Origin of the sequence: Pseudothauera lacus (assembly GCF_003034845.1) — a bacterium.
Lineage (GTDB): Bacteria > Pseudomonadota > Gammaproteobacteria > Burkholderiales > Rhodocyclaceae > Pseudothauera > Pseudothauera lacus.
In genome coordinates this window covers 1-26,994 of the sequence record NZ_PZKC01000021.1, presented here as the reverse complement: position 1 = coordinate 26,994, position 26,994 = coordinate 1, and the positions used below count along the sequence as shown (strand labels likewise).

Annotated in this window: 27 protein-coding genes; 5 read left to right on the top strand and 22 right to left on the bottom strand. The window is 67.1% G+C overall.

All coding sequences use genetic code 11. From position 1 onward, the window contains the following. Positions 1-208 precede the first annotated feature (208 nt). Positions 209-1,531 carry a hypothetical protein gene (locus C8261_RS17375; RefSeq protein ID WP_235864958.1) on the top strand — a complete coding sequence of 441 codons (1,323 nt, stop codon included), beginning with the start codon at positions 209-211 and terminating at the stop codon, positions 1,529-1,531. Positions 1,532-1,543: 12 nt separating this feature from the next. On the opposite strand, the gene C8261_RS16545 is transcribed toward C8261_RS17375, so the two are convergent. Both C8261_RS16545 and miaA read right to left on the bottom strand, forming a co-directional pair. Continuing rightward, positions 1,544-2,095, bottom strand: coding sequence for a DUF1415 domain-containing protein (locus C8261_RS16545; RefSeq protein ID WP_107494840.1), 552 nt, complete (start codon positions 2,093-2,095; stop codon positions 1,544-1,546). A gap of 37 nt (positions 2,096-2,132) precedes the next feature. Continuing rightward, positions 2,133-3,089, bottom strand: a complete 957-nt coding sequence (gene miaA / locus C8261_RS16540) for a tRNA (adenosine(37)-N6)-dimethylallyltransferase MiaA (RefSeq protein WP_107494839.1) — start codon at positions 3,087-3,089, stop codon at positions 2,133-2,135. Positions 3,090-3,277: 188 nt separating this feature from the next. Between miaA and C8261_RS16535 the strand changes: the two genes are divergently transcribed. From C8261_RS16535 to C8261_RS16525, 3 genes are read left to right on the top strand one after another with little or no spacing between them, the layout of a single operon-like run. Then, the gene (locus C8261_RS16535; RefSeq protein WP_181358980.1) at positions 3,278-4,099 is read left to right on the top strand and encodes a PhnD/SsuA/transferrin family substrate-binding protein; all 822 of its coding nucleotides are present in this window, start codon (positions 3,278-3,280) and stop codon (positions 4,097-4,099) included. Further along, positions 4,096-6,060, top strand: a complete 1,965-nt coding sequence (locus C8261_RS16530; RefSeq protein ID WP_107494837.1) for a putative bifunctional diguanylate cyclase/phosphodiesterase — start codon at positions 4,096-4,098, stop codon at positions 6,058-6,060. The genes C8261_RS16535 and C8261_RS16530 overlap by 4 nt, the downstream gene beginning before the upstream one ends. 58 nt (positions 6,061-6,118) lie before the next feature. Further along, a complete protein-coding gene (locus C8261_RS16525; RefSeq protein WP_107494836.1) occupies positions 6,119-6,703 on the top strand; it encodes a YqaA family protein in 585 nt (194 codons plus the stop codon). A gap of 11 nt (positions 6,704-6,714) precedes the next feature. Here C8261_RS16525 and C8261_RS16520 read toward each other — a convergent pair whose 3' ends face one another. Genes C8261_RS16520 through lysS form a run of 4 tightly spaced genes read right to left on the bottom strand, consistent with a single transcriptional unit; the run spans position 6,715 to position 11,462 of the window. Continuing rightward, positions 6,715-7,026, bottom strand: coding sequence for a P-II family nitrogen regulator (locus C8261_RS16520; protein WP_107494835.1), 312 nt, complete (start codon positions 7,024-7,026; stop codon positions 6,715-6,717). A 5-nt stretch (positions 7,027-7,031) separates the two neighbouring features. Then, the gene (locus C8261_RS16515) at positions 7,032-7,970 is read right to left on the bottom strand and encodes a sodium-dependent bicarbonate transport family permease (RefSeq protein WP_107494834.1); all 939 of its coding nucleotides are present in this window, start codon (positions 7,968-7,970) and stop codon (positions 7,032-7,034) included. A gap of 20 nt (positions 7,971-7,990) precedes the next feature. Continuing rightward, on the bottom strand, positions 7,991-9,910 hold the full coding sequence (gene mnmC / locus C8261_RS16510) for a bifunctional tRNA (5-methylaminomethyl-2-thiouridine)(34)-methyltransferase MnmD/FAD-dependent 5-carboxymethylaminomethyl-2-thiouridine(34) oxidoreductase MnmC (RefSeq protein ID WP_107494833.1): 1,920 nt from the start codon (positions 9,908-9,910) through the stop codon (positions 7,991-7,993). A gap of 49 nt (positions 9,911-9,959) precedes the next feature. Continuing rightward, positions 9,960-11,462 carry a lysine--tRNA ligase gene (gene lysS, locus C8261_RS16505; RefSeq protein ID WP_107494843.1) on the bottom strand — a complete coding sequence of 501 codons (1,503 nt, stop codon included), beginning with the start codon at positions 11,460-11,462 and terminating at the stop codon, positions 9,960-9,962. A 254-nt stretch (positions 11,463-11,716) separates the two neighbouring features. On the opposite strand from lysS, the gene C8261_RS16500 reads away from it, so the two are divergent. Beyond that, on the top strand, positions 11,717-13,516 hold the full coding sequence (locus C8261_RS16500; protein ID WP_107494832.1) for a methyl-accepting chemotaxis protein: 1,800 nt from the start codon (positions 11,717-11,719) through the stop codon (positions 13,514-13,516). A gap of 13 nt (positions 13,517-13,529) precedes the next feature. On the opposite strand, the gene C8261_RS16495 is transcribed toward C8261_RS16500, so the two are convergent. The 16 genes from C8261_RS16495 to C8261_RS16420 all read right to left on the bottom strand — a co-directional run bounded on the left by C8261_RS16495 (position 13,530) and on the right by C8261_RS16420 (position 26,803). Continuing rightward, on the bottom strand, positions 13,530-14,972 hold the full coding sequence (locus tag C8261_RS16495) for an aminotransferase-like domain-containing protein (RefSeq protein WP_107494831.1): 1,443 nt from the start codon (positions 14,970-14,972) through the stop codon (positions 13,530-13,532). Between the two features lie 74 nt (positions 14,973-15,046). Continuing rightward, on the bottom strand, positions 15,047-15,655 hold the full coding sequence (locus C8261_RS16490; protein WP_107494830.1) for a GDSL-type esterase/lipase family protein: 609 nt from the start codon (positions 15,653-15,655) through the stop codon (positions 15,047-15,049). A gap of 53 nt (positions 15,656-15,708) precedes the next feature. Next, positions 15,709-16,155, bottom strand: a complete 447-nt coding sequence (locus C8261_RS16485; RefSeq protein ID WP_107494829.1) for a hypothetical protein — start codon at positions 16,153-16,155, stop codon at positions 15,709-15,711. Positions 16,156-16,248: 93 nt separating this feature from the next. Continuing rightward, the gene (locus C8261_RS16480; protein ID WP_107494828.1) at positions 16,249-17,301 is read right to left on the bottom strand and encodes a trypsin-like peptidase domain-containing protein; all 1,053 of its coding nucleotides are present in this window, start codon (positions 17,299-17,301) and stop codon (positions 16,249-16,251) included. Between the two features lie 19 nt (positions 17,302-17,320). After that, positions 17,321-18,175: a putative RNA methyltransferase gene (locus C8261_RS16475; protein WP_107494827.1), complete on the bottom strand. Its 855-nt coding sequence runs from the start codon at positions 18,173-18,175 to the stop codon at positions 17,321-17,323. A gap of 66 nt (positions 18,176-18,241) precedes the next feature. Next, positions 18,242-18,766, bottom strand: coding sequence for a DUF2059 domain-containing protein (locus C8261_RS16470; protein ID WP_181358979.1), 525 nt, complete (start codon positions 18,764-18,766; stop codon positions 18,242-18,244). A gap of 22 nt (positions 18,767-18,788) precedes the next feature. After that, complete coding sequence (locus C8261_RS16465) at positions 18,789-19,631, bottom strand: hypothetical protein (RefSeq protein WP_107494825.1); 843 nt, start codon at positions 19,629-19,631, stop codon at positions 18,789-18,791. A 208-nt stretch (positions 19,632-19,839) separates the two neighbouring features. Further along, complete coding sequence (locus tag C8261_RS16460; protein WP_146161702.1) at positions 19,840-20,508, bottom strand: XAC2610-related protein; 669 nt, start codon at positions 20,506-20,508, stop codon at positions 19,840-19,842. Continuing rightward, positions 20,505-21,143 (bottom strand): hypothetical protein, encoded by a 639-nt coding sequence (locus tag C8261_RS16455; RefSeq protein ID WP_146161701.1) that lies wholly within the window; start codon positions 21,141-21,143, stop codon positions 20,505-20,507. Before C8261_RS16455 ends, C8261_RS16460 begins: the two co-directional genes overlap by 4 nt. Beyond that, the gene (locus tag C8261_RS16450; RefSeq protein ID WP_107494822.1) at positions 21,140-21,853 is read right to left on the bottom strand and encodes an aspartate/glutamate racemase family protein; all 714 of its coding nucleotides are present in this window, start codon (positions 21,851-21,853) and stop codon (positions 21,140-21,142) included. The genes C8261_RS16455 and C8261_RS16450 overlap by 4 nt, the downstream gene beginning before the upstream one ends. A 21-nt stretch (positions 21,854-21,874) precedes the next feature. Beyond that, positions 21,875-22,195: an MliC family protein gene (locus tag C8261_RS16445; protein WP_181358978.1), complete on the bottom strand. Its 321-nt coding sequence runs from the start codon at positions 22,193-22,195 to the stop codon at positions 21,875-21,877. 142 nt (positions 22,196-22,337) lie between these two features. Then, a complete protein-coding gene (locus C8261_RS16440; RefSeq protein WP_107494820.1) occupies positions 22,338-23,006 on the bottom strand; it encodes a DUF1287 domain-containing protein in 669 nt (222 codons plus the stop codon). A 1-nt stretch (position 23,007) separates the two neighbouring features. After that, positions 23,008-23,535, bottom strand: coding sequence for a L,D-transpeptidase family protein (locus C8261_RS16435; protein WP_107494819.1), 528 nt, complete (start codon positions 23,533-23,535; stop codon positions 23,008-23,010). Positions 23,536-23,555: 20 nt separating this feature from the next. Then, positions 23,556-24,488, bottom strand: coding sequence for an SDH family Clp fold serine proteinase (locus C8261_RS16430; protein ID WP_219905232.1), 933 nt, complete (start codon positions 24,486-24,488; stop codon positions 23,556-23,558). A 270-nt stretch (positions 24,489-24,758) separates the two neighbouring features. Next, positions 24,759-25,301: a hypothetical protein gene (locus C8261_RS16425; RefSeq protein WP_219905231.1), complete on the bottom strand. Its 543-nt coding sequence runs from the start codon at positions 25,299-25,301 to the stop codon at positions 24,759-24,761. Positions 25,302-25,582: 281 nt separating this feature from the next. Then, positions 25,583-26,803 (bottom strand): hypothetical protein, encoded by a 1,221-nt coding sequence (locus tag C8261_RS16420; RefSeq protein ID WP_146161700.1) that lies wholly within the window; start codon positions 26,801-26,803, stop codon positions 25,583-25,585. Positions 26,804-26,994: the final 191 nt, after the last annotated feature.

The following is a 26,994-nucleotide window of genomic DNA, read 5'->3' as shown; positions in this document are numbered from 1 at the left end:
GTCGGTGTTGGTGGCGCAACAGCCGCATGCGATTGAACCGTGCGATGCCTATCGCCTACTTCGACCGGCTCGGTGTGCCTCGGCTCTCATGACCTCAACTGCTCGAACCGCCCGGTGCGGACCCGCATGCCGGGTGGTGTGGGAGGGGAACGGTCAGGTAAGCTGTCCGCCCCTATCCCGATTGTCCTCATCCAGCGTTCTTTCCACCGTGTCAGCCCAGTTTCCGCAATCCCTTTCCCGCCCGCGCATGGTGCTCGCGGCGTGGTCCATGGCTGCCCTGGTGGTGCTGGCCATCGTCCATGGCGCCGGCTACCTGCCGGCCTGGCCGGCGGGCTTGGCCGCGTGGGTGGCAGGTGTCTGCCTGTGGCCGCGCCTGGATCGTCGCCAGCGGCGTTTCGCGCTGGTACTCGGCGCGCTCGGCGTGGTGGCCCTGCTCGTGGCGTGGTGGCAGGGGCTGCCGGTGCCGTGGTTGCGCGTGCTGACGCAGAATACGGCGCTGCTCGGCATGCTCGCGGCGGTCAGCTTCCTGCAGCTGGTCGGTCTCGGAGCGGCCGCTGAACCTCCGCCCGAGGGGCGCCGGGCGCGCTGGCAGACACTGTTCGGCGTGCATCTGTTTGGCGCGGTGATCAACATGTCGGCGGTCTTCATCATGGCCGAACGCATGGCTGCCGGCAGCCGCCTGTCACGGACCCAGGCGGCGATGCTGAGCCGCGGCTTTCTTGCCGCCGCGCTGTGGTCACCCTTCTTCGCGGCCATGGCCGTGGCGCTGACCTATGCCCCGGGGGCACGGCTGGGTGAGGTAGTGGCAGCGGGCGTGCCGCTGGCGCTGGGGGTGTTGTGGCTTGCCGGGCGGCTTCCGGCGGGGCGCGCTGACACCGCCGAGGCGCCGTTCAGCGGCTTTCCGATGCGCCTCGGTGCGCTGTGGCTGCCCGCCACCCTCAGCGTGGTGGTGATGCTCGGTCATGCGTTGCTGCCGGGCTGGTCCTCGCTGGCCATCATCAGCGCTGCGGCGCTGGCGCTGGCGATGCTCTCGGCGTTCTTCGGCAGCGGTCTGCGCGCGGGTACGCGGCGCATTCTCGATCATGCCGAGCACCGCCTGCCGGCGATGTCCGGCGAACTGCTGCTGTTCCTCTCCGCCGGCGTGTTCGCCACCGGGCTGCAGGCGCTGTTCGCGCAGGGCGCGGCGTGGATGCCGTTTGCCCACTTCGGCCCGCTGCAGGCGGCGGTGCTGCTGGCGGTGATGATGGGGCTGGCGGCGCTGGGCATCCATACCGTGGTCACCATCGTCATGGCGTCGGCCTGGCTGATGCCGCTGTCGCCCGATCCGCTGCTGCTGGCGATGGTCTTCCTGCAGGCCTGGGCGATCGGGCTGGCGCTCAACCCGATGGCTGGCGTGCATCTGTCGCTGCAGGGACGCTTCGGCCTGGCGGCGGTCGACCTGGCGCGCGCCAACCTCCGTTATGCGCTTGCCGCCTATCTGCTCGCGGTGCTCTGGCTGGGAATCGTGGGACTGTGGCGGAGCGCCTGGTAGTGCGCCGCGGGGTCAGCCGAACAGATAAGGGAACAGGCGCCGCCGTTCGTCGCCGTCGAGTGCGCTGACGCGGGCGATGTTGCGCGCCGGGATGCCGTCTACGTCCGGGTAGCTGGCCACTGCGCGGTCGATGCTCGATTCGCGGATGAGGTGGAAAAGCGGCCACGGCGAGCGGTTGGTGAGGTTGCCGGGGTCGTCCGCCGCGGTTTCGGCAAAGCGGTAGTCAGGGTGGAAGCCGGCGACCTGGTAAGTGCCCTCCCAGCCGAATTCGCGCAACCAGATGTCGACGAGGTCGAAGAACTGGTTGTAGTCGTCGAAATCGTCGAGCAGGTGGGGGGCGGCGAGGAGGGTGGTCTCGGTGTCTTCCTCGGCGCTGGCGTCGAGCAGGCTCATCTCTTCCTGCAGGGCTTCGAGCAGGGCCTCCTCGTCGGCGGCGTCGGTGACCGCGATGCGGATGCGGCCGAGCTTGTTGGGCTGATGGGCGAAGGGGCAGAGGTTGAGGCCGATCACCACGTCTTCCAGCCAGCGGCGTACCTGTTGTGCGATTTCAGCGTTGTCGTTCATGGACTTTCCTTGGTGTCGGGCGCGTCGAGCAGCGGGCTCAGGCTTGCGCGAGCATGTTGCGGGCGGTGTCTAGCACTGCGCCGGAGAGGTCGCTGTGCAGGCAGTCGATTTCCACCAGTTCCGGCCAGGTTTCGCGGAACTGGCGCTGCCAGGTGAGCTGGCGCTTGGCGAGCTGGCGGGTGGCGGCGATGCCCTTGAAGCGCAGTGTGTCGATATCGTACAGCCCGTCGAGGTGCTCCCAGGCCTGGCGGTAGCCGACGCAGCGCATCGACGGCATGCCCAGGTCGAGCCGGTAGCGGGCACGCAGGTGGCGCACTTCGTCGAGCAGGCCGGCGGCGAGCATGTGTTCGAAGCGCTGCGCGATGCGCGCGTGCAGGATGCTGCGCGTGGAGGGCGCGAGGGCGATCGGCAGCAGGCGCCAGGGCGGCGGCGCCATCTCGCGGCGGGCGTAGCTTTCGGCAAGCGGGCGGCCGGTAAGGCGGACGATTTCGAGCGCGCGCTGGATGCGCTGGGCGTCGGTGGGTTCGAGACGGGCGGCGGCGTCCGGGTCGAGGGCGGCGAGTTCGGCGTGCACCGCGGGCCAGCCGCGCGCGGCAGCGGCGCGGTCGATGTCGGCGCGCAGGGCGGCGTCGGCCGCGGGCAGCTCGGAGAGCCCCTCGCGCAGAGCCTTGAAGTACAGCATGGTGCCGCCGACCAGCAGCGGGATGCGTCCGCGGGCGGCGATGCCGTCCATGACGCGCAGCGCGTCGGTGCGGAAACGCGCGGCGGAATAGGCTTCTTCCGGCGAGACGATGTCGATCAGGTGGTGCGGACAGGCGGCCAGCTCGGCGGGGCTGGGCTTGGCGGTGCCGATGTCCATGTCGCGATACACCAGCGCCGAGTCCACGCTGACGATCTCCACCGGCAGTACTTCGGCGATGGCCAGTGCGCAGGCAGTCTTGCCGCTGGCGGTGGGGCCGAGCAGGAGGAGGGCGGGAGGATGAGCGAACTTCAAAGGGCTGCGGGGGTCAATGAACAAAGGCGGCGATTATCCCGTGTTATTACTGATGCGGCCAGCGCCGAGACGTGCGAGAATGGCCCAGAAGTTATAACCAAAGTCAAATATTCGGGAAAGACTCCGGTAGTATTCCCCTATCCCCAAAGCGGGAATGGTATTGACCTCTGGTTTCCTCGCCGATGACCATGCTGACTCGTCTTCTCCTCGCTGCCGTGCTTTTGCTGTCGCTGCTCACGCCCGTGCGGGCGAGCGAGGGTGTGCTTACCTTCGGCGTGTTCCCCTTCAACAGCGCGCTGACCCTGGTGCGCACCCACCAGCCGCTGCGCGACCATCTCGCGGAGGTCCTGCAGCGCCCCGTGCAGCTGTATTCCGCGCCTGATTACGCCGGCTTCATCGACGAACTGGCAGCGGCACGTTTTGACTTCGTCATCGTGCCGCCGCACTTTGCCGTCTTCGCCCACCAGCGTGGCTATCAGCCCCTGGCGACCTACGCCAATGAACTGGAGTTCGTCCTCATTCTCGGCCCCGGCGTGGATGAGGATCTGCGCGGCAAGCGCGTCGGCGTTCCCGACCGTCTGACCATAGCCAGCATCGCTGCGCTGCGCTGGCTGGAGGAGCGCGGCCTGAAGGCGGGGGTCGATTACCAGTTGCATGACTATTCCACCCATGGCGCAGCCGCGGCGGCGGTGGCACTGGGCGACGCCGCCGCCGCGGTGGTGGCCGCTTCGGCCCTGCGCCAGACTCCCGCGGATGTTCGCCAGGGCGTGCGAGTGAGTGCTGTGGTGGGGCGTTTTCCCAGCCTCGTGACGATGGTGCACGAGCGCTTCGGGCCGGACATGCATGTGCGCAGCAGCGCCGCGCTGATGGCTTTCCCCGATAGTGAGCGTGGCCGCCAGTTCTTTGGCGGGACGCACTACGGAGGGTACCGCGCTGCCGACCTCTCCGTATTGCGTGATCTCGAACCCTACTGGGAGATTGCCCGTCGCCTGATGGCGGAACAGCGGTGAGCTCGCGCAGCCACGGCTCCCTGCGCTGGCGTCTGGTGATGGCGGCACTGCTCATTCAGGCGGCGATGCTGGTGGTGCTGGTGAGCAATGCCGGGCGCCTCATCGATGACCACCTCCAGAGCCAGGCGCGGGCGCGCATCGGCGCTTACGAACATGCCTTCCAGAGCGGCGTGGCGGGCTTGCTGGCGGCGCGCGACTTTGCCACCCTGCGTGAACTGCTGGAGGCCTGGCATCAGGCGACCGATGTCGAGTATCTCGCCGTCAGCGAGGGCGGCGGGCGCATCATCGCCGCCTCCGGCTGGAGTCCCGAGCAGGCCCCGCCGGAGCCGCAAGAAGGTCTGGTGGGTTCGGGCATCGCTCATCAGGCCTTCGATGTGGAGTTTGCCGGGCAGTCCTACGGCAGGTTGCACCTGGGCGTCCGGATGGATTTCCTCGAACGTGCGCGTGCCGAGTTGTTCATTCAGTCGCTGGTGATTTCGGTGCTCGCCCTGCTGGCGTCGGCGCTGCTGCTGAGTGTGTCGGGCTACTGGCTGACACGCCGCCTCGATGGCCTCATCCGTGCCAGCGACGACATCGCCGCCGGTCAGTACGACAGCCGTGTGCCGGTGCAGGGGGGTGACGAGGTTGCCCGCCTCGCCGACAACTTCAATGCCATGTCGGCCGCTGTGGCCGAACGTGTTGCCGAGCTCAGGTTCCAGGCCCGCCACGATCCGCTCACCGGCTTGCACAATCGCCGCGCTTTCGAACTCGAACTCGGCGAGGCGCTGCAGCGTCGCGCCGGAGCGTCGCTGTACGTGCTGTACGTCGATCTCGACCAGTTCAAGGCGGTCAACGACAACTGCGGCCATGCCGCCGGCGATCAGTTGTTGCGCCAGGTTGCCGAGCGCCTCACGGCCCTGCAGTCCCTCGGTTTTCTCGCTCGCCTGGGTGGCGACGAGTTCGGCCTTTTCGTCTGTGGCGCCGAAGAGGCCGCGGTACGCGCGCTGGGCGTGCGCATCATCGACGAGGTGCGCAGCGTCAGCTTCGCCTGGGACGGGCAGATCTTCACCATCGGTGCCAGTGTCGGCCTGGCCTGCGCCGATGCCGCGCACGCCACCGTCACCAGTCTGCTGATCGCAGCCGATTCGGCCTGTTATGCGGCCAAGGAGCGCGGGCGCGGGCGGGTTGCGGTATATGCCCCGGGCGAGGACTGGTTTGCCCAGCGCCAGCGCGATCTGGCCATGCTGCCGCGTATTGCCGGGGCTCTCGAAAGTGGCCGCTTCGTGCTCTATTTCCAGCGTATCCGTGCGCTCGATGCGCTCGGCGGGGATCACGCCGAGGTGCTGGTACGCATGCACGAGGAAGATGGCACCGTAGTGCCGCCGGCGCACTTCATTCCTGCTGCCGAGCGTTTCAACCGCATGCCCGAACTCGATCGCTGGATCATCGACGCCACCTTCGCGCAGATCGCAGCCTGGCGCGAGGCCGCGCGCGAGATGCCTTTCAGCCAGATCTCCATCAATCTCTCCGGCGCCAGCCTCGACGACCCCACGTTGGCGGACTTCATCGACGAGCGCATGCGGGTGCATGGCGTAGAAGGCGAACTGCTGTGCTTCGAGATCACCGAGTCAGCCGCGGTGGCCGATCTTGAGCGTGCTCTTGCCTTCATCGCCCGCGCCCACGAGTGGGGGGCGGCGCTGGCGCTGGACGACTTCGGCAGTGGCCTGTCCTCCTTTGCCTATCTCAAGCAGTTCCGCGTCGATTACCTGAAGATCGACGGTCAATTCGTCCGCAATGCGGCCAATGATGCCTCCGACCGTGCAGTGATCGAGGCCATGGTGCATCTGGCGCAGGCCCACGGACTCAGAACCGTGGCAGAATTCGTCGCCGAGCCTGCGCTGCTGCCGATGCTGAGGGCATTGGGAGTGGATTACGCGCAGGGCTATACGGTGCACAAGCCGGCGCCGCTGGCCAGCGCCTGACTCCGCCTCACGCCCGCGGGCGTGCCGGCATCTGCCGAACTGCAAGGACACTCCAGTCGTGAAGATCTTTTCCCCGCTGTACGAGCGGACCATGAAGTGGGCACGCCATCGCCGCGCGCCGTGGTACCTGGGCGGCCTGAGCTTTGCGGAGTCGTCCTTCTTCCCCATTCCACCCGACGTCATGCTGGCGCCGATGAGCCTGGCGCAGCCCGCGCGCGCATGGTGGTTTGCGCTGCTCACCACGCTCACCTCGGTGGCCGGCGGCGTGCTTGGCTACATTATCGGCATGTATGCCTTCGAGCTCATCGAGCCGTGGCTGCGCGAGACCCGCTACTGGGACAAGTACCTGCTGGCGCAGGACTGGTTTGACCGCTGGGGTTTCTGGGCGGTGTTCCTGGCGGGCTTCTCACCCATTCCCTACAAGGTGTTCACCATCGCCGCAGGGGCCATCGCGATGGCGCTCGGCCCCTTCGTGCTGGCTTCGCTGATCGGTCGCGGGGCGCGCTTCTTCCTCGTCGCCGGCCTCATGGCGTGGGGTGGCGAGCGCATGGAGATCACCCTGCGCCGCTACGTCGACCGCATCGGCTGGGCCACTGTCGCCCTCGTCGTGGTGCTGCTGATCTATCTGCAACTGCGCGGCTGAAGGTTTTCCCCTCAGCGCACGAACTTCTCCCGTCTCAGCACGCCGACGTCGGCGACGAAAGCCACCATCGCGTAGTGGCGGAAGTACTTGTCCTCGACGTGGCGGGTGATGGCCTGCGAGGTCTGTTCGTCGCAGAGGATCTCCATGCGGATGCTCTTGTCCGCGTCCCAGGCGCCCGAGCGGCTGCCATGGCTGCCGCGGCCGCGCACGTCGGCGACCGTGTAGCCATGGGCGCCGAGTGCCATCACGTCCTTCGCCAGCGGACTCTCCAGGGCTTCTTCGGCGATGATGACGACGAGCTTGCAGGGGTGGGTGTTGGGCATGATGGTCAGACTCCGTAAACCAGGCTCACGATACGGTCGTAGAGCGGAATGCCGATGAGGATGTTGAACGGGAAGGTGACCACCAGCGCTGCGGTGATCGACAGCCCGGGGTTGGCTTCCGGCACCGCGATGCGCATCGCCGCCGGTGCGGCGATGTAGGAGGCGCTGGCTGCCAGCGTGGCCAGCAGCAGGGTGCCGCCGGCGCTCAGCCCGATGAAGGCGCCGGCCAGCGCCCCCAGCACGGCGGAGAGGATGGGCATGCCGATCGCAAAGCCGACCAGGAAGGCACCGCTGCTGCGCAGCGCCCCGGCCTGGCCGGCGGCCACCAGGCCCATTTCCAGCAGGAACAGGCACAGCACGCCCTTGAACAGCTCGAAGAAGAAGGGCTGCAGCGGAGCGAGGCCGTCGGGGCCGGCCGCCCAGCCGATCAGCAGGCCGCCGCCAAGCAGCACCATGCTCTTGCCGAGGAAGATCTCGTGCAGCAGCGGGCCCCATTTGATGCTGCGCATCTCGCCGCCCATGCGCGCGAGGAGGATGCCGACGGCGATGCCGGGCATCTCCAGCAACACCAGGAAGAGCGGCAGATAGGCCTCGTAAGGGATGTCGCGGGCGAGCAGGTAGTCCACCGCCACCGCGAAGGTGACCACGCTCACCGAGCCGTAATGGCCGGCGATCGCCGCGGCGTTGTGGCGGTCGAGGCGGCCGAGCTTGTAGAGGATGGGGAAGGCGATGAGCGGGATCACCACGCCCAGGCCCATCACCGACAAGGCCTGGGGGAGGACCTCCAGCGGGTCCTGGCGGGCCAGCTCCATGCCGCCCTTGAGGCCGATGGCAAGCAGCAGGTAGATCGACAGCGCTTCGTAGAGCTGGCCGGGAATCTTGAGGTCCGAGCGCGCCAGGCGGGCGGCGAAACCGAGCATGAAGAAGAGCGGGATGGCGTCCATGGGAAGGGAGCGGGCAGGTTTCAGTCGTCGCCGCGCAGCGGCCGCGGCGGGCGCAGCAGGAAGCGGGCGGGGTCGATGGCGTTGGAAAGATCTTCTTCCAGCGGTAAAGGTTCCCCGCACAGCATCGCGGCGATGGTTTCACCCATCAGCGCCGCCCACACCAGACCGCGTGCGCCGAATCCGGATACCGCCCACAGGCCTTCCTGGCGGGGAATGTCGCGGAGCTTCAGGGGCTGGTCGAGACGGCAGGGCAGCGGCACCGCGCCGACCATCGGCAGGCGGTCCGGGGAGGCCGGGCGGAAGCCGACGCGCCCGCCCAGCGTGGCCGCAGACAGCGTGGCGGTGTAGCCGGGGAGGATGCCTTCGAGGCGGACGAGGTTCTCTTCATGGTCGGCCAGCCGCAATGCGCTGTCCTCGTCGCCGGCGGCGAAGGTCGCCCCCGCACAGCGCAGCCCGTCGACCTCGGGGCTGACGTAGCCGCCGCGACATACCACCACCCGCGGCGGCGAGGATGTTGCGGCGGGCAGCAGGCTGACCTGGCCGCGTGCGCTCACCACCGGCAGGGCGGCCGCCTGCGGCAGCTCGCGGATGTCGGTGCCGTTGGCAAGGATCAGCTGTGGGGCGGCGGCGATGCACGCGCCCTGCGCGTCGAGCGCCTGCCAGTTGCTGCCATCGTGCCGGATCGCCGCCACGCGACGGCCGAAGTGGCAGCGGATGCGGGTGGGGTGGGCGGCGAGATTGGCGCGGCACAGACTGGGCGGTTGCACCCAGGCGGCGGAGGGGAACCACCAGCCGCCCTGGCTCACCGGCCAGCCGGCAATCTCTCTGGCACCGGCAGCGTCGACGTAGCGCAGGAAGTCGGTGGGCTGCTGCAGGCGTTCGACCACCGCGTGCTGGCGTATTTCCTGGGCATCGTCGCGGGCGAGGTGGAGGACGCCGCAGGCCTGGTGGCGAACCGGCTGGCCGAGGCCGGCAAGGTAGGCGAGGTGGCGCAGGCCGTAGAGGGTGCCGGCGCGGGTGAGACGGCCGAGGCGGTTGTCGTCGAGACTGGGGAGCGGGCGCAGTACGCCGGCGTGGTTGCCCGAGGCGCCCTGCCCGGGGCCGTCGGCGGCGTCGATCACGTCCACCGTCCAGCCGCGCGCGGCGAGGCGCTCGGCGGCGCTGCTGCCTGCCGCTCCGGCGCCGAGGACGATGGCGTGGCGCACCGTGCAGCCGCGCTGCGGGCGGCCGGGGCCGCGGTAGTCGCCACACAGCATGTCACGCTTGGTGGCGTAGCCGGGGGCCTTGCGGGTCTCGAAACCGGCGCGGCGCAGGCCTTCGCGGACTTCGCCGGCGACCGACCAGGTGGCCAGCGTGGCAGCGGGGGCGGCAAGGCGGGCGAGCTGGTGGAAGATGCGCGGCGACCACAGTTCGGGGTTGCGCGCCGGAGCAAAACCGTCGAGGTAGAAGGCGTCCGCGCTGGCACGCAGCTGCGCAAGGGCATCGTCGGCGGAGCCGAGGAAGAGGCTGAGGGTGAGGGCGCCGCCATCGAGGTGGATGCGGTGCAGCCCGGCGGTGAGCGTCGGCCACTGCGCCACCAGCTCTGCAGCGAGGGGCGCCAGTTCGGGCGCTTCGGCGAGCAGTGGGGCATGCATGGCGGCGAGGTCTTCCTTGCGGAAGGGATGCAGCTCGCAGGAGATGAAGTGCAGGCGTGCGCAGCGCTGCGGGTCGGTGCGCCATGCCGCCCAGGTGGTGAGCAGGTTCACCCCGAGGCCGAACCCGGTTTCGACAATGGTGAACTGTTCGCGCCCCTGCCAGCGCGCCGGCAGGTCGTTGCCGGCGAGGAAAACGTGACGGGCTTGCCCGATACCGCCAGCGGCGGCGTGGTAGACGTCGTCGTAGGGCGGCGAGTAAGGCACGCCGGAGGCGGTGAAGGCCGGTTGTGCGGGATGTATGGGCATTGCGCTGCAGGGGCGGCGGCAGGCGCCGTCGCCCGCCGTGCGGGACGGTTTACTCCGGACGCATCTGCGGGAAGAGGATGACGTCGCGGATCGAGGGCGAATCGGTGAGCAGCATCACCAGGCGGTCGATGCCGATGCCGCAGCCGCCAGTGGGCGGCAGGCCGAATTCGAGCGCGCGGATGTAGTCGGCGTCGTAGTACATCGCCTCTTCGTCGCCGGCGTCCTTGGCCTGCACCTGGGCCTGGAAGCGCGCGGCCTGGTCTTCGGGGTCGTTGAGCTCGGAGAAGCCGTTGGCGATCTCGCGGCCGACGATGAACAGCTCGAAGCGTTCGGTGATCTCCGGGTTGCTGTCGGAGGCGCGCGCCAGCGGCGAGACTTCCACCGGGTAGTCGATGATGAAGGTCGGCTCCCACAGCTCGGCCTCGGCGCAGGCTTCGAAGAGCTGCAGCTGCAGGCTGCCGAGGCCGCCCGGCTTCACCTTCTCGCCGAAGTCCTTGATCTTCTGCTTCAGCCAATCGGCGTCGGCCAGCTGTTCGAGGGTGAAACCCGGGTGGTACTTGCGGATCGCCTCGACGATGGTGAGGCGGTGGAAGGGCTTCGAGAGATCGAGCTCGCGGCCCTGGTAAACGAAGGATTCGGTACCCAGCGCCTCGCGCGCCGAGTGGCGGATGAGGCCTTCGGTGAAGTCCATCAGCGTGCGATAGTTCGCATACGCCTCGTAGAACTCCATCATGGTGAATTCGGGGTTGTGGCGCGGGCTGAGGCCTTCGTTGCGGAAGTTGCGGTTGACCTCGAAGACCTTCTCGAAGCCCCCCACCACCAGGCGCTTGAGGTAGAGCTCGGGGGCGATGCGCAGGTACAGCTCCATGTCCAGCGCGTTGTGGTGGGTGATGAAGGGCTTGGCCGCAGCACCGCCGGGAATGGGGTGCATCATCGGCGTTTCCACCTCCAGGAAGCCGTGGCCGACCATGTAGTTGCGGATCGACTGCACCATGCGGCTGCGTGCGACGAAGGTGAAGCGGGTCTCCTCGCTCATGATCAGGTCGACGTAACGCTGGCGGTACTTCTGCTCGACGTCGGTGAGACCGTGGAACTTGTCCGGCAGCGGCCGCAGGCTCTTGCTGAGCAGGCGGATCTCGCCGGCCTGCACGGTGAGCTCGCCGGTACGGGTCTTGAACAGCGTGCCGACGCAGCCGACGATGTCGCCGATGTCCCAGTGCTTGAAGTCGGCGTAGATCTCGTCACCGACCTCGTCGCGCTTGACGTAGAGCTGGATGCGCCCGGAGAGGTCCTGGATGGTGATGAAGCTGGCCTTGCCCATCACCCGCTTGAGCATGATGCGCCCGGCCACGCGCACTTCCACCGGGGTGGCTTCGAGCGCTTCAGGATCCTTGTCGCCATACAGTTCGTCGAGCTTGCCGGCGGTGTTCTCGCGCGAGAAGTCGTTCGGGTAGGCGCGCCCGCTGCTGCGCCAGTTGGCGAGCTTCTCGCGGCGCTCGGCGATGATGTGGTTCTCGTCGACGGGGATTTCGGGGTTCTGCGGCTCGGACATGGTGGAAGCGTGCTCGGTAAGGAAGGCGTAGGGTGGCTGCGCTAGGCTGCGCATGGCGCACTTGATTGCGGACAATGTCGCAATTGTCTCAGGCAGGCAGGATCCGGGCAAATCGGCGTGTGCAGCCGTGCGCCCAGAGACGGGGCCGGCGCGCTGTTCACGGCGGTAAACCCGGCGTGGCGCGAAGCTCAAGTTCCGCGCTACCATCCCGTTACTACACTATAACGACACACCTACAAGAGGGAGACACTTCGATGAGCACCTTCCGGCAGCTCTACGAAGCCGTGGAGAAGACCTTCTGGAACTCGTTGACGAAGAAGCTGAGCAGTTTCCTGCTGCTGTTCTTCATCGACGTCTTCTATCTCGGCATCTACATCCGTCAGAAATCAGAGGTCGCCGGCCTGCTGGCCAGTGGCCAGGTGGCGCCGGAGACGGTGGCCGGCGTCAGCGCCGCGCTCGACGCCGGCCTCTACGCCATGCTGGTGCTGACCGTGCTGGCACTGGCGATCAACGTCGGGCAGATCCTCTACATCCGCTACCTGATCGTCCGCCCGGTGAAGGTGATCACGCGCATCTTCAACGAGATCGCGCGCGGCGAGGGAGACTTCTCCCGCGACCTGCCGGTGACCACCCATGACGAACTGCGCGACCTGGCGCAGAGCTACAACCGCTTTGCCGACAAGATGCGCCAGATCATCAGCGACGTGCGCACGATGAGCGTGCGCATCGCCCGCGAGGCCGTGCAGGTCAAGGCCCGCGTCGAGCATTCGGCGGCGGATGCGCGTGAACAGGGGCGTATGACGGAAGTTGTATTCACCGCGAGCACCGAGTCCACCCGCGCGATCGACGAAGTGTCGCGCAGCACGCAGAGCATTTCCTCGTCCACCAATGCCAACCTCGACATCGCCCGCCAGTCGCTCGCCGAGATGGAGGACATCGCCGGCAAGATCAACAGCGTCGGCGACAAGGTCGCGCACTTCAACCTCACCGTCGATGAGCTGTCGTCGCGTTCGGAGAGCGTCAAGAAGATCGCCTCGCTGATCCGCGAGGTTGCCGACCAGACCAACCTGCTGGCCCTCAATGCCGCCATCGAGGCGGCGCGCGCAGGCGAGGCCGGGCGCGGCTTCGCGGTCGTTGCCGACGAGGTGCGCAAGCTTGCCGAGCGCGTCAACCAGGCCACCGCGGAGATCCACGGCAACATCACCGGGATGATCGAGCTGGTGGATAACACCCGCTCGGAGAATCAGGTCATCAACGCCGACGTGGTGGCCACCCGCGAGGTCGTCGGGCGCTCGGCCGGCCAGTTCCGCCACATGGTCGGCGAATTCGAGGAAACCGGCGAACAGCTGCTGCAGATTGCCGCGGCAATGGAGGAGCTGTCGGCGACCAACGCCCAGGTGCATGAGAACGTTACCGTGATCCATGACCTGTCGACCAAGGTGGCGGTGCAGATGGAGGACTCCGAATCACGCAGCCGCGACCTTGCCCAGGCCACCGAGGCGGTGCAGGAGCTGGTGTCGCGCTTCAAGATCGGCAAGGGCGCCTTCGACAAGGTGGTCGAGCAGACGCGCCTGTTCCGCGACCGCGTCCAGCAGCAACTGCAGCAGATCGCCGATGCGCGCATCGACGTCTTTGACCGCCGCTACCAGCCGGTCGCCGGCACCAATCCGCAGAAATACAAGGTCGGCTGGGGCGACGAGTTCGGCCGCCGCTGCCAGAAGCTGCTCGACGACTCGCTTGCCGCCACCCCCGGTGCCACCTATGCGGTGGCGGTGAATACCGACAGCTACCTGTCGGCGCACAACAGCAAGTTCTCCAAGCCGCTGACCGGCAACTACGACACCGACCTCGTCGGCAACCGCACCTGCCGCAAGTTCGAAGGCCCGGCCGAACTGCGCGCGGCGCGCAACACCAGCGCGATGCTGCTGCAGACCTTCCTGCGCGATACCGGCGAGGTACTGTGCGACATCTCCATGCCCATCCAAGTTGGCGGACGGCACTGGGGCAACGTCCGCGTCGGCGTGCCGGTCGATGCGCTGGTGAAGAAAGACTGAGCGGCAGCCGCGCTCACCCGCCAAGCTGGCGGCTGGCGAGGCTGCCCAGCTCCATCAGGGCACGGATGTGGCGGTTGGTGAACGGATAGCAGCCCGACAGGCGGATGTGGCGCGTGTAGCGCCCGGAGGGCGAGAACAGCGTTCCCGGGGTGATGCTGATGCCGCGCCCCAGCGCGTCGTCGAAGAGGCGGTCGGCACTGCAGCCCTCGGGCAGCTCCACCCACACCAGGAATCCTCCGGTGGGCTCGGTGGCCCGTGTGCCGGCCGGAAAGGCATCGTCGATGAGGCCGCGCAGGCGGTCGATCTGGCCGGCGTAGGTGCGCCGCAGGCGGCGCAGGTGCTGTTCGTAGGCACCGCTTTCGAGAAAGGCTCCGAGCGCCTCGCAGACGACTGCCGGCTGTGACACCGAGGAGCAGAACTTGAGGTCGGCGACCTCGCGCTGGAAGCGCCCGGCCTCCATCCAGCCGACGCGGAAACCCGGCGCCAGGGTCTTCGAATACGACGCGCAGAGGATCACCCAGCCGTCGCTGTCGAAGGCCTTCACCGCCGGCTGCAGGGGCGTGGCGTACTGCAGCTCGGCATACAGGGCGTCCTCGATCACTGGCACGCGGTACTCGTTGGCCAGTGCGGCGAGACGGCGCTTGGCCTCCAGCGGCATGCTGGTGCCGAGCGGGTTGTGCACGTTGGGCATGCACACCACCGCGGCCACACGCTTTTCGGCGAGCAGCATCTCCAGCGCATCCATCGACATGCCGCTGCCCGGATGGGTGGGTACCTCGATGGTACGCAGGCCCAAACGCTCGCACAGCGGGATGAGGTTGAAGTAGGTCGGCGACTCCAGCGCTACCGCATCGCCCGGGCGGGTCACCGTGCGCAGGGCAAACTGCAGGGCCTCCATGCAGCCGTTGGTGAGCACCACATCGTCGGCGGCCATGTTCACCCCCAGGGCCAGCGCATGGCGGGCGATCTCGCGGCGCAGGCGCAGCGGCCCCGGTGGCAGCGCGTAGTCGGTGATCAGATGCGGCTGGCGGCGCATGGTGTCGGCCAGGTGGCGGGCAAGGCGCTCGCCGGGATAGAAGTCGCTGCCCTTCGGACAGGCCAGCGAGAGGTCGACGTTCTCCGGGTCGGACTGCGCCGCCACCACTGCGGCGATGCGGTTCAGCACCGCGGCCTCCGCCGCGCGCGCCGGTGCGCTGCGGCCGGCAAAGCGTGGCGGCGGTGGCGCGGCAAGGCGCGAGCGCACGAAGTAGCCCGACTGCGGGCGCGCCTCCACCAGCCCGCGCGCTTCCAGATGACGGTAGGCCGCCAGCACGGTGTTGATGCTCAGCCCGCGGCTGCGCGAGGCCTCGCGCACCGAGGGCAGGCGGGCACCGGCGGGCAGGCGGCCATCGTTCATGGCAGCGCGCAGCTCATCGGCAAAGGACTGGTAAAGCGGAGTTTGTACGGGGCTGTCCATGGGCGGCGACTCAGGGCTGACTGTGCCCAGTATAGGCGCTCACCGGTCAGGCTGTAACCATTCCCGGAGCAGGGTCAGCGCCAGCCCTGACGCTGCAGGGCATCGGCAACCCCGGTGGCGATGCGGGCGTAGCCGGCGGCGTTGGCGTGGATGCGGTCGGCGCGCAACTCGGCCTGCGACAGGGTATCGGCGACCGTGGCCGGAATCAGCGCGCTGCCATGGGCGCTCGCCAGTTCGGCGTACACAGGATGGTCGCTGAGCTTGCCGAGGGCCGCCGCGCCCAGGGAGGGCGCGGGAACGGCCACCAGGGCGACATGGGTGCTGGCGGCGCGGCTGGCGCTGAGCATGGCGGCAATGTTGGCGCGGGTGGTGTCCACAGGAACCTGGCGGAGGAAGTCGTTGCCGCCGATGGCCACGATCACCGCGTCCGGCGCGTACTCGGCGAGCAGCTGCGGCAGGCGGGCACGTGCGTCTGCCGAGGTGTGGCCGGGAACGCCGGCATTGATCACCTCCCAGCCGCTCAGCTCGGCCAGGCGCTCGGGCCAGCCCTCGCCGCGCCCGGCGCCGGTGCCGGCGACCAGGCTGTCGCCCACCACCAGCACGCGGGCGTTACCCGGCAGGGGGGTGAAGCGTGCCTGCTCGCCGCCGCAGGCGGCAAGCAGGAGGACGGCGCAGGCCAGCATGAGCGCCTCTCCGGCACGGTGCCGGAGGGAACCAAGGATCGCCGTTCTGTCCGTCATTGCTGACGCAGCAGTTCAAGCTTGGAAGCGTCGGTGTGCTTCTGCAGGCCGGCCATCGCCTGAGCGACGTTGGGATGGGTGAACAGTTCACCGGCGGCGACCTGGCCGAGCACCTGGAAGCCCTGCTGCAGTGCTGCCGGACCTTCGTAGCGCAGTGCCGCGCGCGCTTTGTCGAGGCAGGACTCGGTGAGCAGGCGGACGAACTGCTCGCCGGTGGCCTTGTTGGCGGCTTCACGCTCGGCCTCGGTCACCGAGGCGATGGAGGCCACCGCCGGGTGGGCCGCCACCGCGGTGAACATCCAGCGCACCAGGGCCACGCGGTCATCGGTGGAGGTCGATTCGACCAGGCAGCGGGCAAGGTCGTCGCCGTGCGGGCCGGCGTGGGCGGGAGTGGAGAGCAATGCCGGCACGGCCAGTGCGGCGAGGAGGGTGCGTTTGAACATCCGGATACCTGTGCGTTGAGAGGGGAAAGATGAAGCGCGCGACTGGAGCCGGCGGGTGCGGCGTCGCGCGTGTAACTATATGGCAACGGCAACTCAGTTGGAACAGCGCACCGCTGCGGTATGGCTGCGCGCCTGGCGGCTGATGTCCTCGACGGAACGTGTCGGTGCGCCCTCTTGTGCATCCCGAATGGTCAGGCCATAATCGGACAGGAAGTGGCGAACTTCGCCGATCTGTATGGCGAAATTTACGTTTTGAGCGATATCTCCGGTAGTGCGAGCGACTCCGAGCGCGTTCAGTTTCGCGGTGACTACGCCAAGCACTGCACCGCTGGCGTCAAACAGTGGGCCGCCACTGTTGCCCGGCTGTACCGGAGCGGTGAACTGCAGGTGGCGGCGCTCACCCTGCACGCCGGCCAGTGCACTGACGTTGCCGGTGGTTACGTTGAGGTCATCGGCCAGTATTCCTGCGAGAGGGTAGCCGGCCGCAACTACCGCCTCGCCCAGGCGCGCATCCGTGCTGCGCAGCGCCACCGGGGTGCCTTGGCCGCCCTCCACGCGTAGCAGCGCGAGATCGCGTGTTGCGTCGCTGTGTACGGCGCGGGCCTGCAGATTGCCGGCGACGCGGATGTTCTGGCAGTTCGCCACGACATGGGCGTTGGTGAGCAGCAGATCGGCCCCCACCCAGAAACCGCTGCCGCTGCTGCCGCTGCGCCCGCTGGCAGCGCCTGCGGTGCGCGCACTGGTGCACGCCACGAAGCGTCCGTTCATGCACACATCGTAGGCCTGGCTGCCGGCCTGGGCGGAACTGAAGCCGAGGCGGCGGCGGTCGGCGGCAAAATTGGCGAGTTCGGTGAGCTCGACTTCGAACTCGTTGCGTACCAGTCCGTGCACGTCGGTCAGGGGGACGCCACGGGCCAGGAGCTGGCCAAGTTCGGTGGTGATTCGCCGCACTGCGGTGCAGCACTCGACATCGACCTGCGGAGCGTTGCCCGTATTGCGGGTGTCAAAGCGTTCCACCGTCGCGGGTGGGGGCGTCTGGCTGAAATGGGTGACGCCCTTGTCATCGACCCAGCGGTACATCTTCTGTGCGACCGCAGACCAGGGCAGCAGGCAGACGAGCAGCAAGGCAAGTGTTTTGAACGACATTGATGGTCTCCTCGGCAGGTCATGCAAGGTGCCGCAGTACCTGCAGCCTCACGTCCACGGTGAGTTGCAGGTGTTGAAGCGCGGCGGCGCGTGCCCGTCCGGCGGCAGTGGCGCGGTAAAGGTGAGGGGTCATGGCGAGCAGGTCGGCGATCTGCTGCGGGTTCTCCAGGGTGACGGCGAAGCGCAACTGCTGCGCTGTCGTGGCGTGGAAGGGGGCGGGCCAGTTGGCGGGGGCGGGGCGTTCGGGTTTCAGGCTGGGGTAGATGATCTCGCGCAGTTCGCGCAGATGGTCGGGGCCGGCATCGACCAGCAGCAGTTCGCCGCCGGCCTTGAGCACACGGGCGAACTCGGTGAACACGGGGAAGCCGAACATGCACAGCACACGGTCGACGCTGGCGTCGAGCACCGGCAGTCCGGCGTTGCTGCCCACCACCCAGGCCATCTGCCGTGAGCGCCGGGCGGCGGCCTGCACCGCCCACTTGGAGATATCCACCCCCAGCACGCTGAGCGCCTGTCCGCGCGCCTGCGCGGCAGTGGCCAGCTCGCGCAGGTAATAGCCTTCCCCGCACCCGGCGTCGAGGCAGGCCAGTGTGCCGCTGTGCGCCTGTGCAGGCAGCACGGCCTGGCTGACCGCTGCGGCGATGGGCTGATAGCAGCCGCTGTCGAGGAATCGCCGCCGCGCGGCGACCATCTCCTTGCTGTCGCCGGGATCCCGTGAACGCTTGCGTTGCACCGGCAGCAGGTTGAGGTAGCCGTGGGCGGCAACGTCAAAGCTGTGGCCGGCGGGGCATTGGCGGGTGGGGCCGTTACCGTGCAGCGGGGCGCCGTCGAGCGGGCAGGCGAGGGCCTCGAAAGGGGTGATGAGGGCGGGCACGGCTGGGCAGCGAGGATGGCTGAAGTGCGCAGTCTAACCGCTGGCGGGTCACCGGTGGCTGCGCCGCTACTTGGCGTAGGTGTAGGCCTTGGCCACCAGGTTGTCCATGTAGCGCTGCAGGAGGGCGGCGGTCTGCGTCTCGGCGTCGCGCATCAGGGCTTCGCTCCAGGCCGCCATGATGGCGATGTTGGCACGGGTGTAAGCCTGTCCGAGGGGCGATTCGTAGAACTCGCTGAGGCTGCGCACCTCGTCGGCGCTGAGGTGGGCGGCGAGGAGTTCGGCGTAGATCTTGATCGCCTTGTCGGTGTCGATCAGTGCCGCCATGCCGTCCATCAACACCTTCAATTCGGCGTCGACGTCGCGGTAGAACTGCTTGGGCAGGCCGGGCAGCGCGGCGCTGATCTGCTCGATGTACTGCTTGCCGGCGCCGGCGCCCTGGTTCCTGAGGGCCTCCTTCTGTGCTTCGATCTGTTCATACATGCCTGCCGCACGCGCCAGGCGCAGCAGGTCGTCGTGGCTGGGGGTGTCCGCATGCGCGCTGGCGAAGGGCAGCAGGCAGCAGCTGAGCAGGGTGGCGATGAACAGTTTCATGGGCAAGGCTTCCTTTGTGGGGTCAATAGTAACGGTGGCGGTAGTGGTACTCATCGATGACGCGGACGGGCTCGGTGCTGCCGCCCGCCGCGGGCAGGGTGAGCGTGCGCTGCTGGTCTTCCTCGTAGATCAGCATGGTCGCCGGGTCGATCACCCGCAGCACATGGCCGGAAAGCTGCGCGCCCTCTACGGTTGGGGCGGACTGGTGCGACTGCTCGACGCGCACGCAGCGTCCGGCGGGGCAGTCCTGCCAGCCGGCAAGGAGGGTGCGGACGGTGTATTCGAGCATGCTGCCATCGGGAAGGCGGTACTCGGCGCGTCCCTCGACGGACTCGCCGATGCGCATGCTGCGCCCGCACAGGTCCATGTGGCGGGCGTCCCACAGCGCTTTCTCGTGCGCCACCATGGCCTCCTCATCGAACGCTGCGGCGAGCGCAGCGGCATGCTCGGCGGGCAGGTTCTCGCCCAGCCAGGCGGCAATGCGCTCCAGGCCCTCCACGGCGATCACTTTGCCGCGGGCGGAAATGACGAAGGTGGGTTGCACCGCCGCCAGGATGTCGGCGGCCGGGCTGTCGATCTCGCTGCCGTTGAGCGTAGACCGTGCGGCGACGACGCGCGGCGAGTAGGTATAGCCGTCACCCACGGCAGAGAAACGGGCTTCGAGCGCCGCTTCCGATTCCAGACGTTGTGCCGGCAGTCCGGGCACGGTGCGCACGTGGACGGCCTTCACGGTCTGCTGCATGCGCACGCCGTCGGGCGGGGCGAAGCGGAAGTGGATGGGGTCGTGGGCGGAGTGCTCATCCGCGGCCGCGGTGCCCGCAAACACGAGCAGGGCGGCAAGCGCTGCATGGAAGGGAAGGGACATGGACCGGAGTGCGGCTGTGCGGAGAAAGGCGCATTATACCTTTGGCATTGATGCCATGTATGCATAATGCTTCGTCGTGGCGAACGAACATGCCCGCCTATTAACCCGGCAATCAAATACCGTTCGGGCTGAGCCCGTCGAAGCCCGGTCGACGCCAACGCCCTTCGACGAGCCCAGGGCGAACGGTAGTGACTATTTCATTGCCGGGTTAATAAGGCACGCGCTGCCTGTTCGACCACGCCTTCCAGCGCCCCCCCACCATGCGTGTTCCGGAGGTGACGACCCACTTGCCGTCGCTGGTGTGGTGGATGTCCTCTTCCCCCGTGAGTACGAGTTGCCCGCGGATGAAGCGGTAGCGCTCCGCGACATGCTGACAGCAACTGGCCCGCGCAGCCGCAGTGATGGTGCCGTAGCCGGCGACCATCGGCTGAGAGAGTCCGGATAGCACCGGATGATGGACGAACTGCCCCTTGAGCGCATCGTAGAGATAGAAGTCGAGGCTGAAGTTCGGCCCTGCGCCGCCGTCTGCATTGGGCAGCACGATGTCTGGCCAGCCGTCGAAATCGACATCCATGACCGCCAGTTGCTGAGCGGGCGGAATGGTGGACGCCATCGCGGCTATTTCGACTTCCTGGACGACCGTGTCCGTTCCGCGGGCAAGGACTCTGAGCCGTTCGCTGGTGTGGCGCCCGTCGAAATCCGGCGTGATGGCGAGCGCGAAGGTGAAATGGGCGGTGCCCTGTTCCTGCACGACCCATTCGGCCGGCGGAGGCTCTGCGCTGGCCAGCGCCGCCGGTGCTGCAGCCAGGGACAGGAATGCGAAAGCGGCGCACCGCGCCCGACGACCCGGCCAGGCTTGGCTGGGGCGTCCAGTCATGGGCGTGAGCAGGCTTGTGCGGGCGCTGCCGAACCCTCTGCGGCGGGGGCGCCAAGGGTGTCCTGCGCGGCCCGGATCTCCGCGCACAGCGCCTGGCTGGTGGCGCAGAGGTCGGCGTACTGTGCGGCGCTGAAGGCGGAATTGGCCGGGTAGGGGCCGTCGAAGAGGAAGGCCAGGGCGCGTCCGCGCGGTGTGTCAGGCAGCGCGGCCAGCCGCCCCATGACCGCCTGCGGGTGGGACAGCAGCAAGGTCCGGTAGGCGTGCTGCAGGAAGTTCACGCTGTCGGCATCCCAGTGGGCCTCCGCGGCCAGGGCCACGTATCTGGCGGCCAGTTCGTCGGGGTCGATGTAGTGCGCGAGTGCGGGCAGGCTCACGTTCAGGGGCAGGTCGTACAGCGGGCCGATCCCCTTCGTCGCGTGATAACCATACACAGCGCTGAACTGGCAGAAACGCGCCGGGATGGTGGCGAGAAAGGCTGCCGCGCTGTCCTGCGCCGGAGCGTCAACGAAAGCGTAGTGGGCCCTGCGCATGGCCTCATAGTCCATCTCCGGCAGCGCGCATTCGGCGAACACTGGCGTGACGACGGCCGCGAGCAGGGCAAGCAGGCCGCGGGCGCTCATGCTGGCGGGGGTCACCGGAGCTCTTCCCCGGCGCCGGACAGGGCCAGTTGTGCGGCAGCGCGGGCGTGCAGGGCGGTGGTGTCGAACAGCGGCAGCGCGCAGTCCTGCGCGGAGACCAGCAGCGAAATTTCCGTGCAGCCGAGGACGATGCCCTGGGCACCCTGGTCGGCGAGCTGCCCCATGATGCGCATGTAGTCACGGCGCGATTGCGGGTTGAGGGTGCCGAGGCAGAGCTCCTCGTAGATCACCCGGTGGACGGTCTCGCGCTCGGCCGCCGGCGGAATCAGCACCCGCAGGCCGTGGCGCTCACTGAGGCGGGCGCGGTAGAAGTCTTCCTCCATGGTGAAGCGCGTGCCCAGCAGGCCGACGCAGTCCAGCCCGGCAGCATGGATCGCAGCCGCGGTGGGGTCGGCAATGTGCAGCAGGGGCAGGCCTGCGGCCGCCTTGATGGCCGCTGCCACCTTGTGCATGGTGTTGGTGCACAGCACCAGGTGCTGTGCACCGGCGGCGCGCAGGGCAAGCCCGGCGTCGCCAAGCAGGCGTCCCGCAGCGGCCCAGTCGCCGGCCCGCTGCATCTGTTCGACGTCGTGGAAGTCCACGCTGTAGAGCAGCAGGCGCGCCGAATGCAGGCCGCCCAGGCGTTCCTTGACGGTTTCGTTGATCAGGCGGTAATAGGGCACGGTGGATTCCCAGCTCATGCCGCCGATCAGGCCGAGGGTTTTCATTGTGTCTCCTGCAGCGGCCGTTCAACGGATCTGGCAGCGGATCGGCACCATCCGCCCGATCAGCAGCAGGAGTTCGTCACCCTTGCCGTGCACGCTGATCGGCCCCTTGCCGTAGCGGAAGCCCGAGGCGGCAACCTCCTCCTGCAGTTCCAGGGGCTCGCCGCCACGGACCAGCACGCCAACCCCCTGCAGCGGGAAGTGGCGCAGCTCGATCTCTTCGCCGTTTTCACAGAGGTAGCGGACGCGGCTCTCCGTCCCTGTTCCGGCTTGCGGCGGAGCGGATGGCGTGGCGCAGCCGAGGGTGAGCAGGCTGGCCAGAACGGCCGTGAGGGGTGCTTTCATCGGATCACCTGGGTGGAGGCGGGCGAGTCTCGGTGTACTCGGGAGCATGGCGCATGGGGCAATGCACCGATTATATCCCCGTCATCGGCAAGGGCCCCGCCGGTGTTGATGTGCCGGCCGCAGCATGCCGTGCGCGGGACGCTCATGGCGTGGAGCGCACCTCGGGCAGGTAACGGTAATGGCCGGTGATCGGGTAGCTGAACAGCATGTCTTCGAGGCGTGGGCCGGCGCCGATGTTGTGAACGATCAGCGGGCGCCCCGAGCGCGCATCGACAACGTCGGTGACGATGCCGATATGCGGCAGATTGCCGGGCAACATCCAGGTGACCAGATGCCCCGGGCGGTAGTCTGCGGCGTCGGCGCTCACCGGCAGCGCTACGCCGTGGCGGCTGAAGTAGGTCTGCAGGTTGGGCACGCGCCGGTGGTCGATGTTGCTGTCCGGCCGGGTAAGCCCCCAGATGCGCCGTGAAGGATAGGTGCTGAAGTGCCGGCGCATGTCCTCATGCACGCGCTGCTGCAGGTCGATGCCAAGCTCGCGGTAGCTGCGGATGACCTCGTCGGTGCATACGCCGATCTCCGCCGGCACGTCGCCATTCGGGTAGGGGATGGCGATATAGCGCCCGTCGTAGCGCACGCTGTGCTGCGTGCGCGCCAGCGCCGCGGCGACCAGCCGGGCCTGCGGGCTTGCCGCCTCGGCGCGGACGGCCGGCGCCGTGAGCGTCAGGTTCAGCGCCAGGGCGCAGGGCAGGAGCGCGCCGGCGGCGCGCAGCCACAACCGGTAGCGGGAGCGTTCACGGGGCAGCGCAGGCATATCAGGGCTCGATCCGGATCGGTGTGCCGTTGGCCACGGCGCGCCAGATTTCTTCCATCGCCACATTGCTCACCGCCACGCAGCCGTCCGTCCAGTCACGACGCTGGGTCAGCGCGCCCAGCCAGCCCAGTCCGTTGCGCTGGCCGTGGATCATGATCATGCCGCCGGGTGAGACACCCTGCGCGGCCGCCCGTGCGCGGTCGGTGTCGTTGGGGTAGGAGACGTGCAGCGAAAGGTAATATCCGCTGCGCGGGTTGCGCCAGTCGAGCACGTAATCGCCCTCCGGCGTGCGCTGGTCGCCCTCCTGCTGCTTGTGCCCGGCGGGGTTGCCGCCAAGCGCAACCGCGTAGCTGCGGTAAGGCACTCCGTCGCGCAGGAGGTGGAGCCTGCGCTCGCTCTTGACCACCAGCACGGCCTCCGCCCGCGGCAGATCCTCGGCGAGCAAGGCCGGCAGGTGGGCGTCGGCGACATAAGCACCACCACCCAGCACCGCAAGCGCGGCCACCGCCACCAGCATTCCCTTGCGCATCGTCGGTGTCTGCCGGAGGTTCAGGCGATGTGCACGATGCGCCGGCGCAGCTTGCCGCCAACCCTGCTTATGCTGCGCCAGCTGCTGTCGTCGTTCATCGTGATCCAGCGGCGCTCCTCGCTGCGGTAATACCAGTCCTTGTCATGCTGGTAAAACACCTGCATATCCTTGCCTTCCAGGATGTTGAGGATCTCGTTGCCGTGCGCGCGGATCTCGTCGAAGTCGGTCGTCGCCTTCTGCCCCATCTCGCTGTACAGGCGGTTCAGCTCAAGCAACAGGGCATTCACCTCGGGCGCAAGCGGCGTCGCGTTGAGGCCGATCTTGGCGGCCTCGTTGAGCAGGATCGGGTAGCTGTGCGAGGGGTACTTGGAATTCAGCGTTGCCGCGATCTCATGCGCCCGCGCCTCATCGGCAATGTGATAGGCCAGCAGCTCGCGGCACAGCATCACGGAAAGCGACTCGGCACGGTCCACCGCGCCGATCACCAGCGGATGCACGTAGGAAAAGAGGCTCTTGTACGGATTCTCGGTGGAATCGTGCTGCTCCGCGCGCCAGCGTCGAATCACCCGGTTCAGCTCATCAAGACTCACGCTGACGCGGTCATTGTCACGGTCAACGGGCGACAGGGCGTGGTTCAGGGATGTATCCACCGCGGTCAGGAACGCCGTCGGCCCCATGCGGATCTCGTCCGCACCCAGCGTGATCATGGTCGCCGCCGACGCACATTCCAGCGGCACCAGCGCAACCAGCCTGCGGCAATGCTGGCGCAGCAGGTTCACGAAGCGCAGTGAAACCTGCCCGCTGCCACCATCGGACTTGATGAACAGGTAGATCGTGTCGTGAAAGCCGGCGCCCTCCAGGATCTCGTTGAGGGCGACAACGTCGTTCGCGCACACGGAGCCGCGCGGGTTGTTCCAGTAGGTGATCAGCGGGCCGCCGACGATGGCGCTCACGCGCGCGATGACCTCCTGCGTCCTGGCAAAGAGCACAGGGGGTTGCTTGATCTTGCGGGCCGGGCTGTTGTTCTCTTGGTCCATGGATGGGGTCGCTGACGGGGTTCAGGGAAAAGTGCCGGCACATGCGCTGCTGCGATGGTGCGCAGCGGCCGTGGAGGAAGGCCGGAGGGCGCTACATGTTATACGTTCATCATCATTGTGCAAGGGCCTTGCCGCGCCCGCAGCCGGGCTTGCAGCGCTCAGCCCGGACGGCATCTGATCGCCGCATCAATCGTCGTGCTCCCAGACACCGGAGTCGTACATCAGCGCCATCGTGTAGTTGACCTGCAGGGTCTGATTGGGCGGGCACTTGATCAAGGATCCCTTCTCGGCGGAGTCCGGGGGCGATACGAACAGGAATGAGCCATCCCTGAGGGGGTCGAACAGGGTGTACACGTAGCCCTCGTTCACGAACTCGACGGATGCATCGCCATTGCCGAAGAGAGTGTAGGAAAAGGAGCCCGCCGGCGGTTTCTTCTCAAGCGGATACGTGAACACCACCTCGCCGTGTCTGGAGGCGCGGTACTGCATGTAGCCCGACGTGCGGCTCAGCAGCCGTGACGAGCACAGCGAGTAGATCCGCTTGCCCGTTGCACAACTCCACAAGGTGACCTCGTCCTCTCCGCAGAGCGGGCTTCGCGGATACTCGGCCTCGTACTCCAGCCAGGCATCGTCGCTGACGGACGAGGCAGGGGAGTGTTCCTGTGCGGAGGCTGTGGCAGTGGTGAGTGCCATGATCATGACAAGAAGTGGCTGAATCAGGCTCTTCATCCCGGCAGGGCTCCCGCAGCTACGCATTCATCATTCATTGTCATCCTCGTCAGGCGCTTCGAGGCCCAGCAATGCCGCGCGAAACATCGTCGGATGTTGCCGCCAGCAGTCGCTTGGGAAGCACTGATTTATTCCCCACCGTTCGGGCTGAGCCTGTCGAAGCCCTTGAATTTCCGAGGAATGCCCTTCGACAAGGCTCTCCTGAGCGTAGCCGAAGGGCTCAGGGTGAACGGACATAATCAGCGTTTCCCTTGGTCTTGATCGAGTTCGCCGGTCATCGCCTATTTGCCTTGCAGACACGCCGGCCGAATGGTGTGTTCATTCGGGTCGGTCAGTGATAGTTCTCCGCGATACAAGGCTTTCTGCAGCACCCTTGCAACATGGTTCATCGATTGATCCCAATGCGCAGAATGGTTAGAAACAGGATCGGTGATCTCGATTCCCCGGTCGGTGGCGCGCAGGAGGATGGTGCCCCATCCCTGCATGTCGATGCTGCGCTCGGTGGGCGACAGATCGATTGACTGGGAAGCGTCGGGAATGCCCGCAAAAATCGCTTCGCAAAAGGCAGGCAGATGAGTCGCGTCGGCATTCGGCACGAATCGTGTCCGGTTATGGAAACGCATGTCCGCCGGGACGCCCTCCAGGCTGTTCAATGCGATGACGGAGTTTACCAAGCGGCTGTTCAATTGCACCGGTTTCAGGGCGCGCAGGGCATTGCTTTCCGTGTTCCACTCAAAATAATCACCGAAACGCGTGGCGATCTCATCCCGTGAATCCTGCTTGCGGGCTGCCGGGCCTTCGAGCACGTACACCTCGGGCACAAGTGGGTTCGACAGGGTCGAAAGAACGAGAACGAGCAACCTGTTTTCCCCCAACAAGTCGGAGTAGCCGATTCGCGCGATGCGTTGACCATCCGGCGAGCGCGAGGCCAGCCTCAGATAAGCCGCGCCGACCGGGTGGGATAGTTCCAGATGACGAAATGGCGAGGTTTCAAGCCATACGTCATCATCGACAACCACAAAAGGCTGGGTCCGCAAATCCCACGCGTCATCGCGGCCGAAGCGGCCATCATTGCGCTCCCGCAATCGATTGCTGTAGTTGATGGCGATTCGCCTACGCTCGATCTGTTGGTCCTTCTCGGTGAATAACCACAGCTCGCCGTCGTTGTTTCCGGATGATCCGCCGTACTGCAACAACACTGCCGGAGGGGTGTCAGACACCACATAGGCGTGATCGAAGCGGCCGCGTCGTCTTTTATCGGAACACAGACTCCCGCCCCCCCAACCGACGGGCGTGCAAAAGTCGATCGGCTTTCCCTGAAACCGGACGATGCTTTTCCAGTAATAGTCATCGGGCCGCGCGTTGTTTTCCCCCGACTGGAAGCGGACTTTCCACCGGCCGATTTCAAATGATCCGACCCGCAGCCATTCCTCCGGCGCCACAACTTCCTTCTGACAACCCGCCAACAACTGAGCGGCCAGCAGGAAGGGGAGCAACACCATCAAGTGGCGCCTTTGTCTCATGCGTTCATGTCCTTATTATTAACCCGGCAACGAAATGCGCTATTCCGTTCGCCCTGAGATTCTATGGTTCTGGTCAAGCACGAGAGAGCCTGTCTGGGTCGAACTGCGTTTGAGTGCGGAACAGGGCGAACGCCGTGCGCAGCAATCGTCTGGCCAGGCAGACCAGGGCG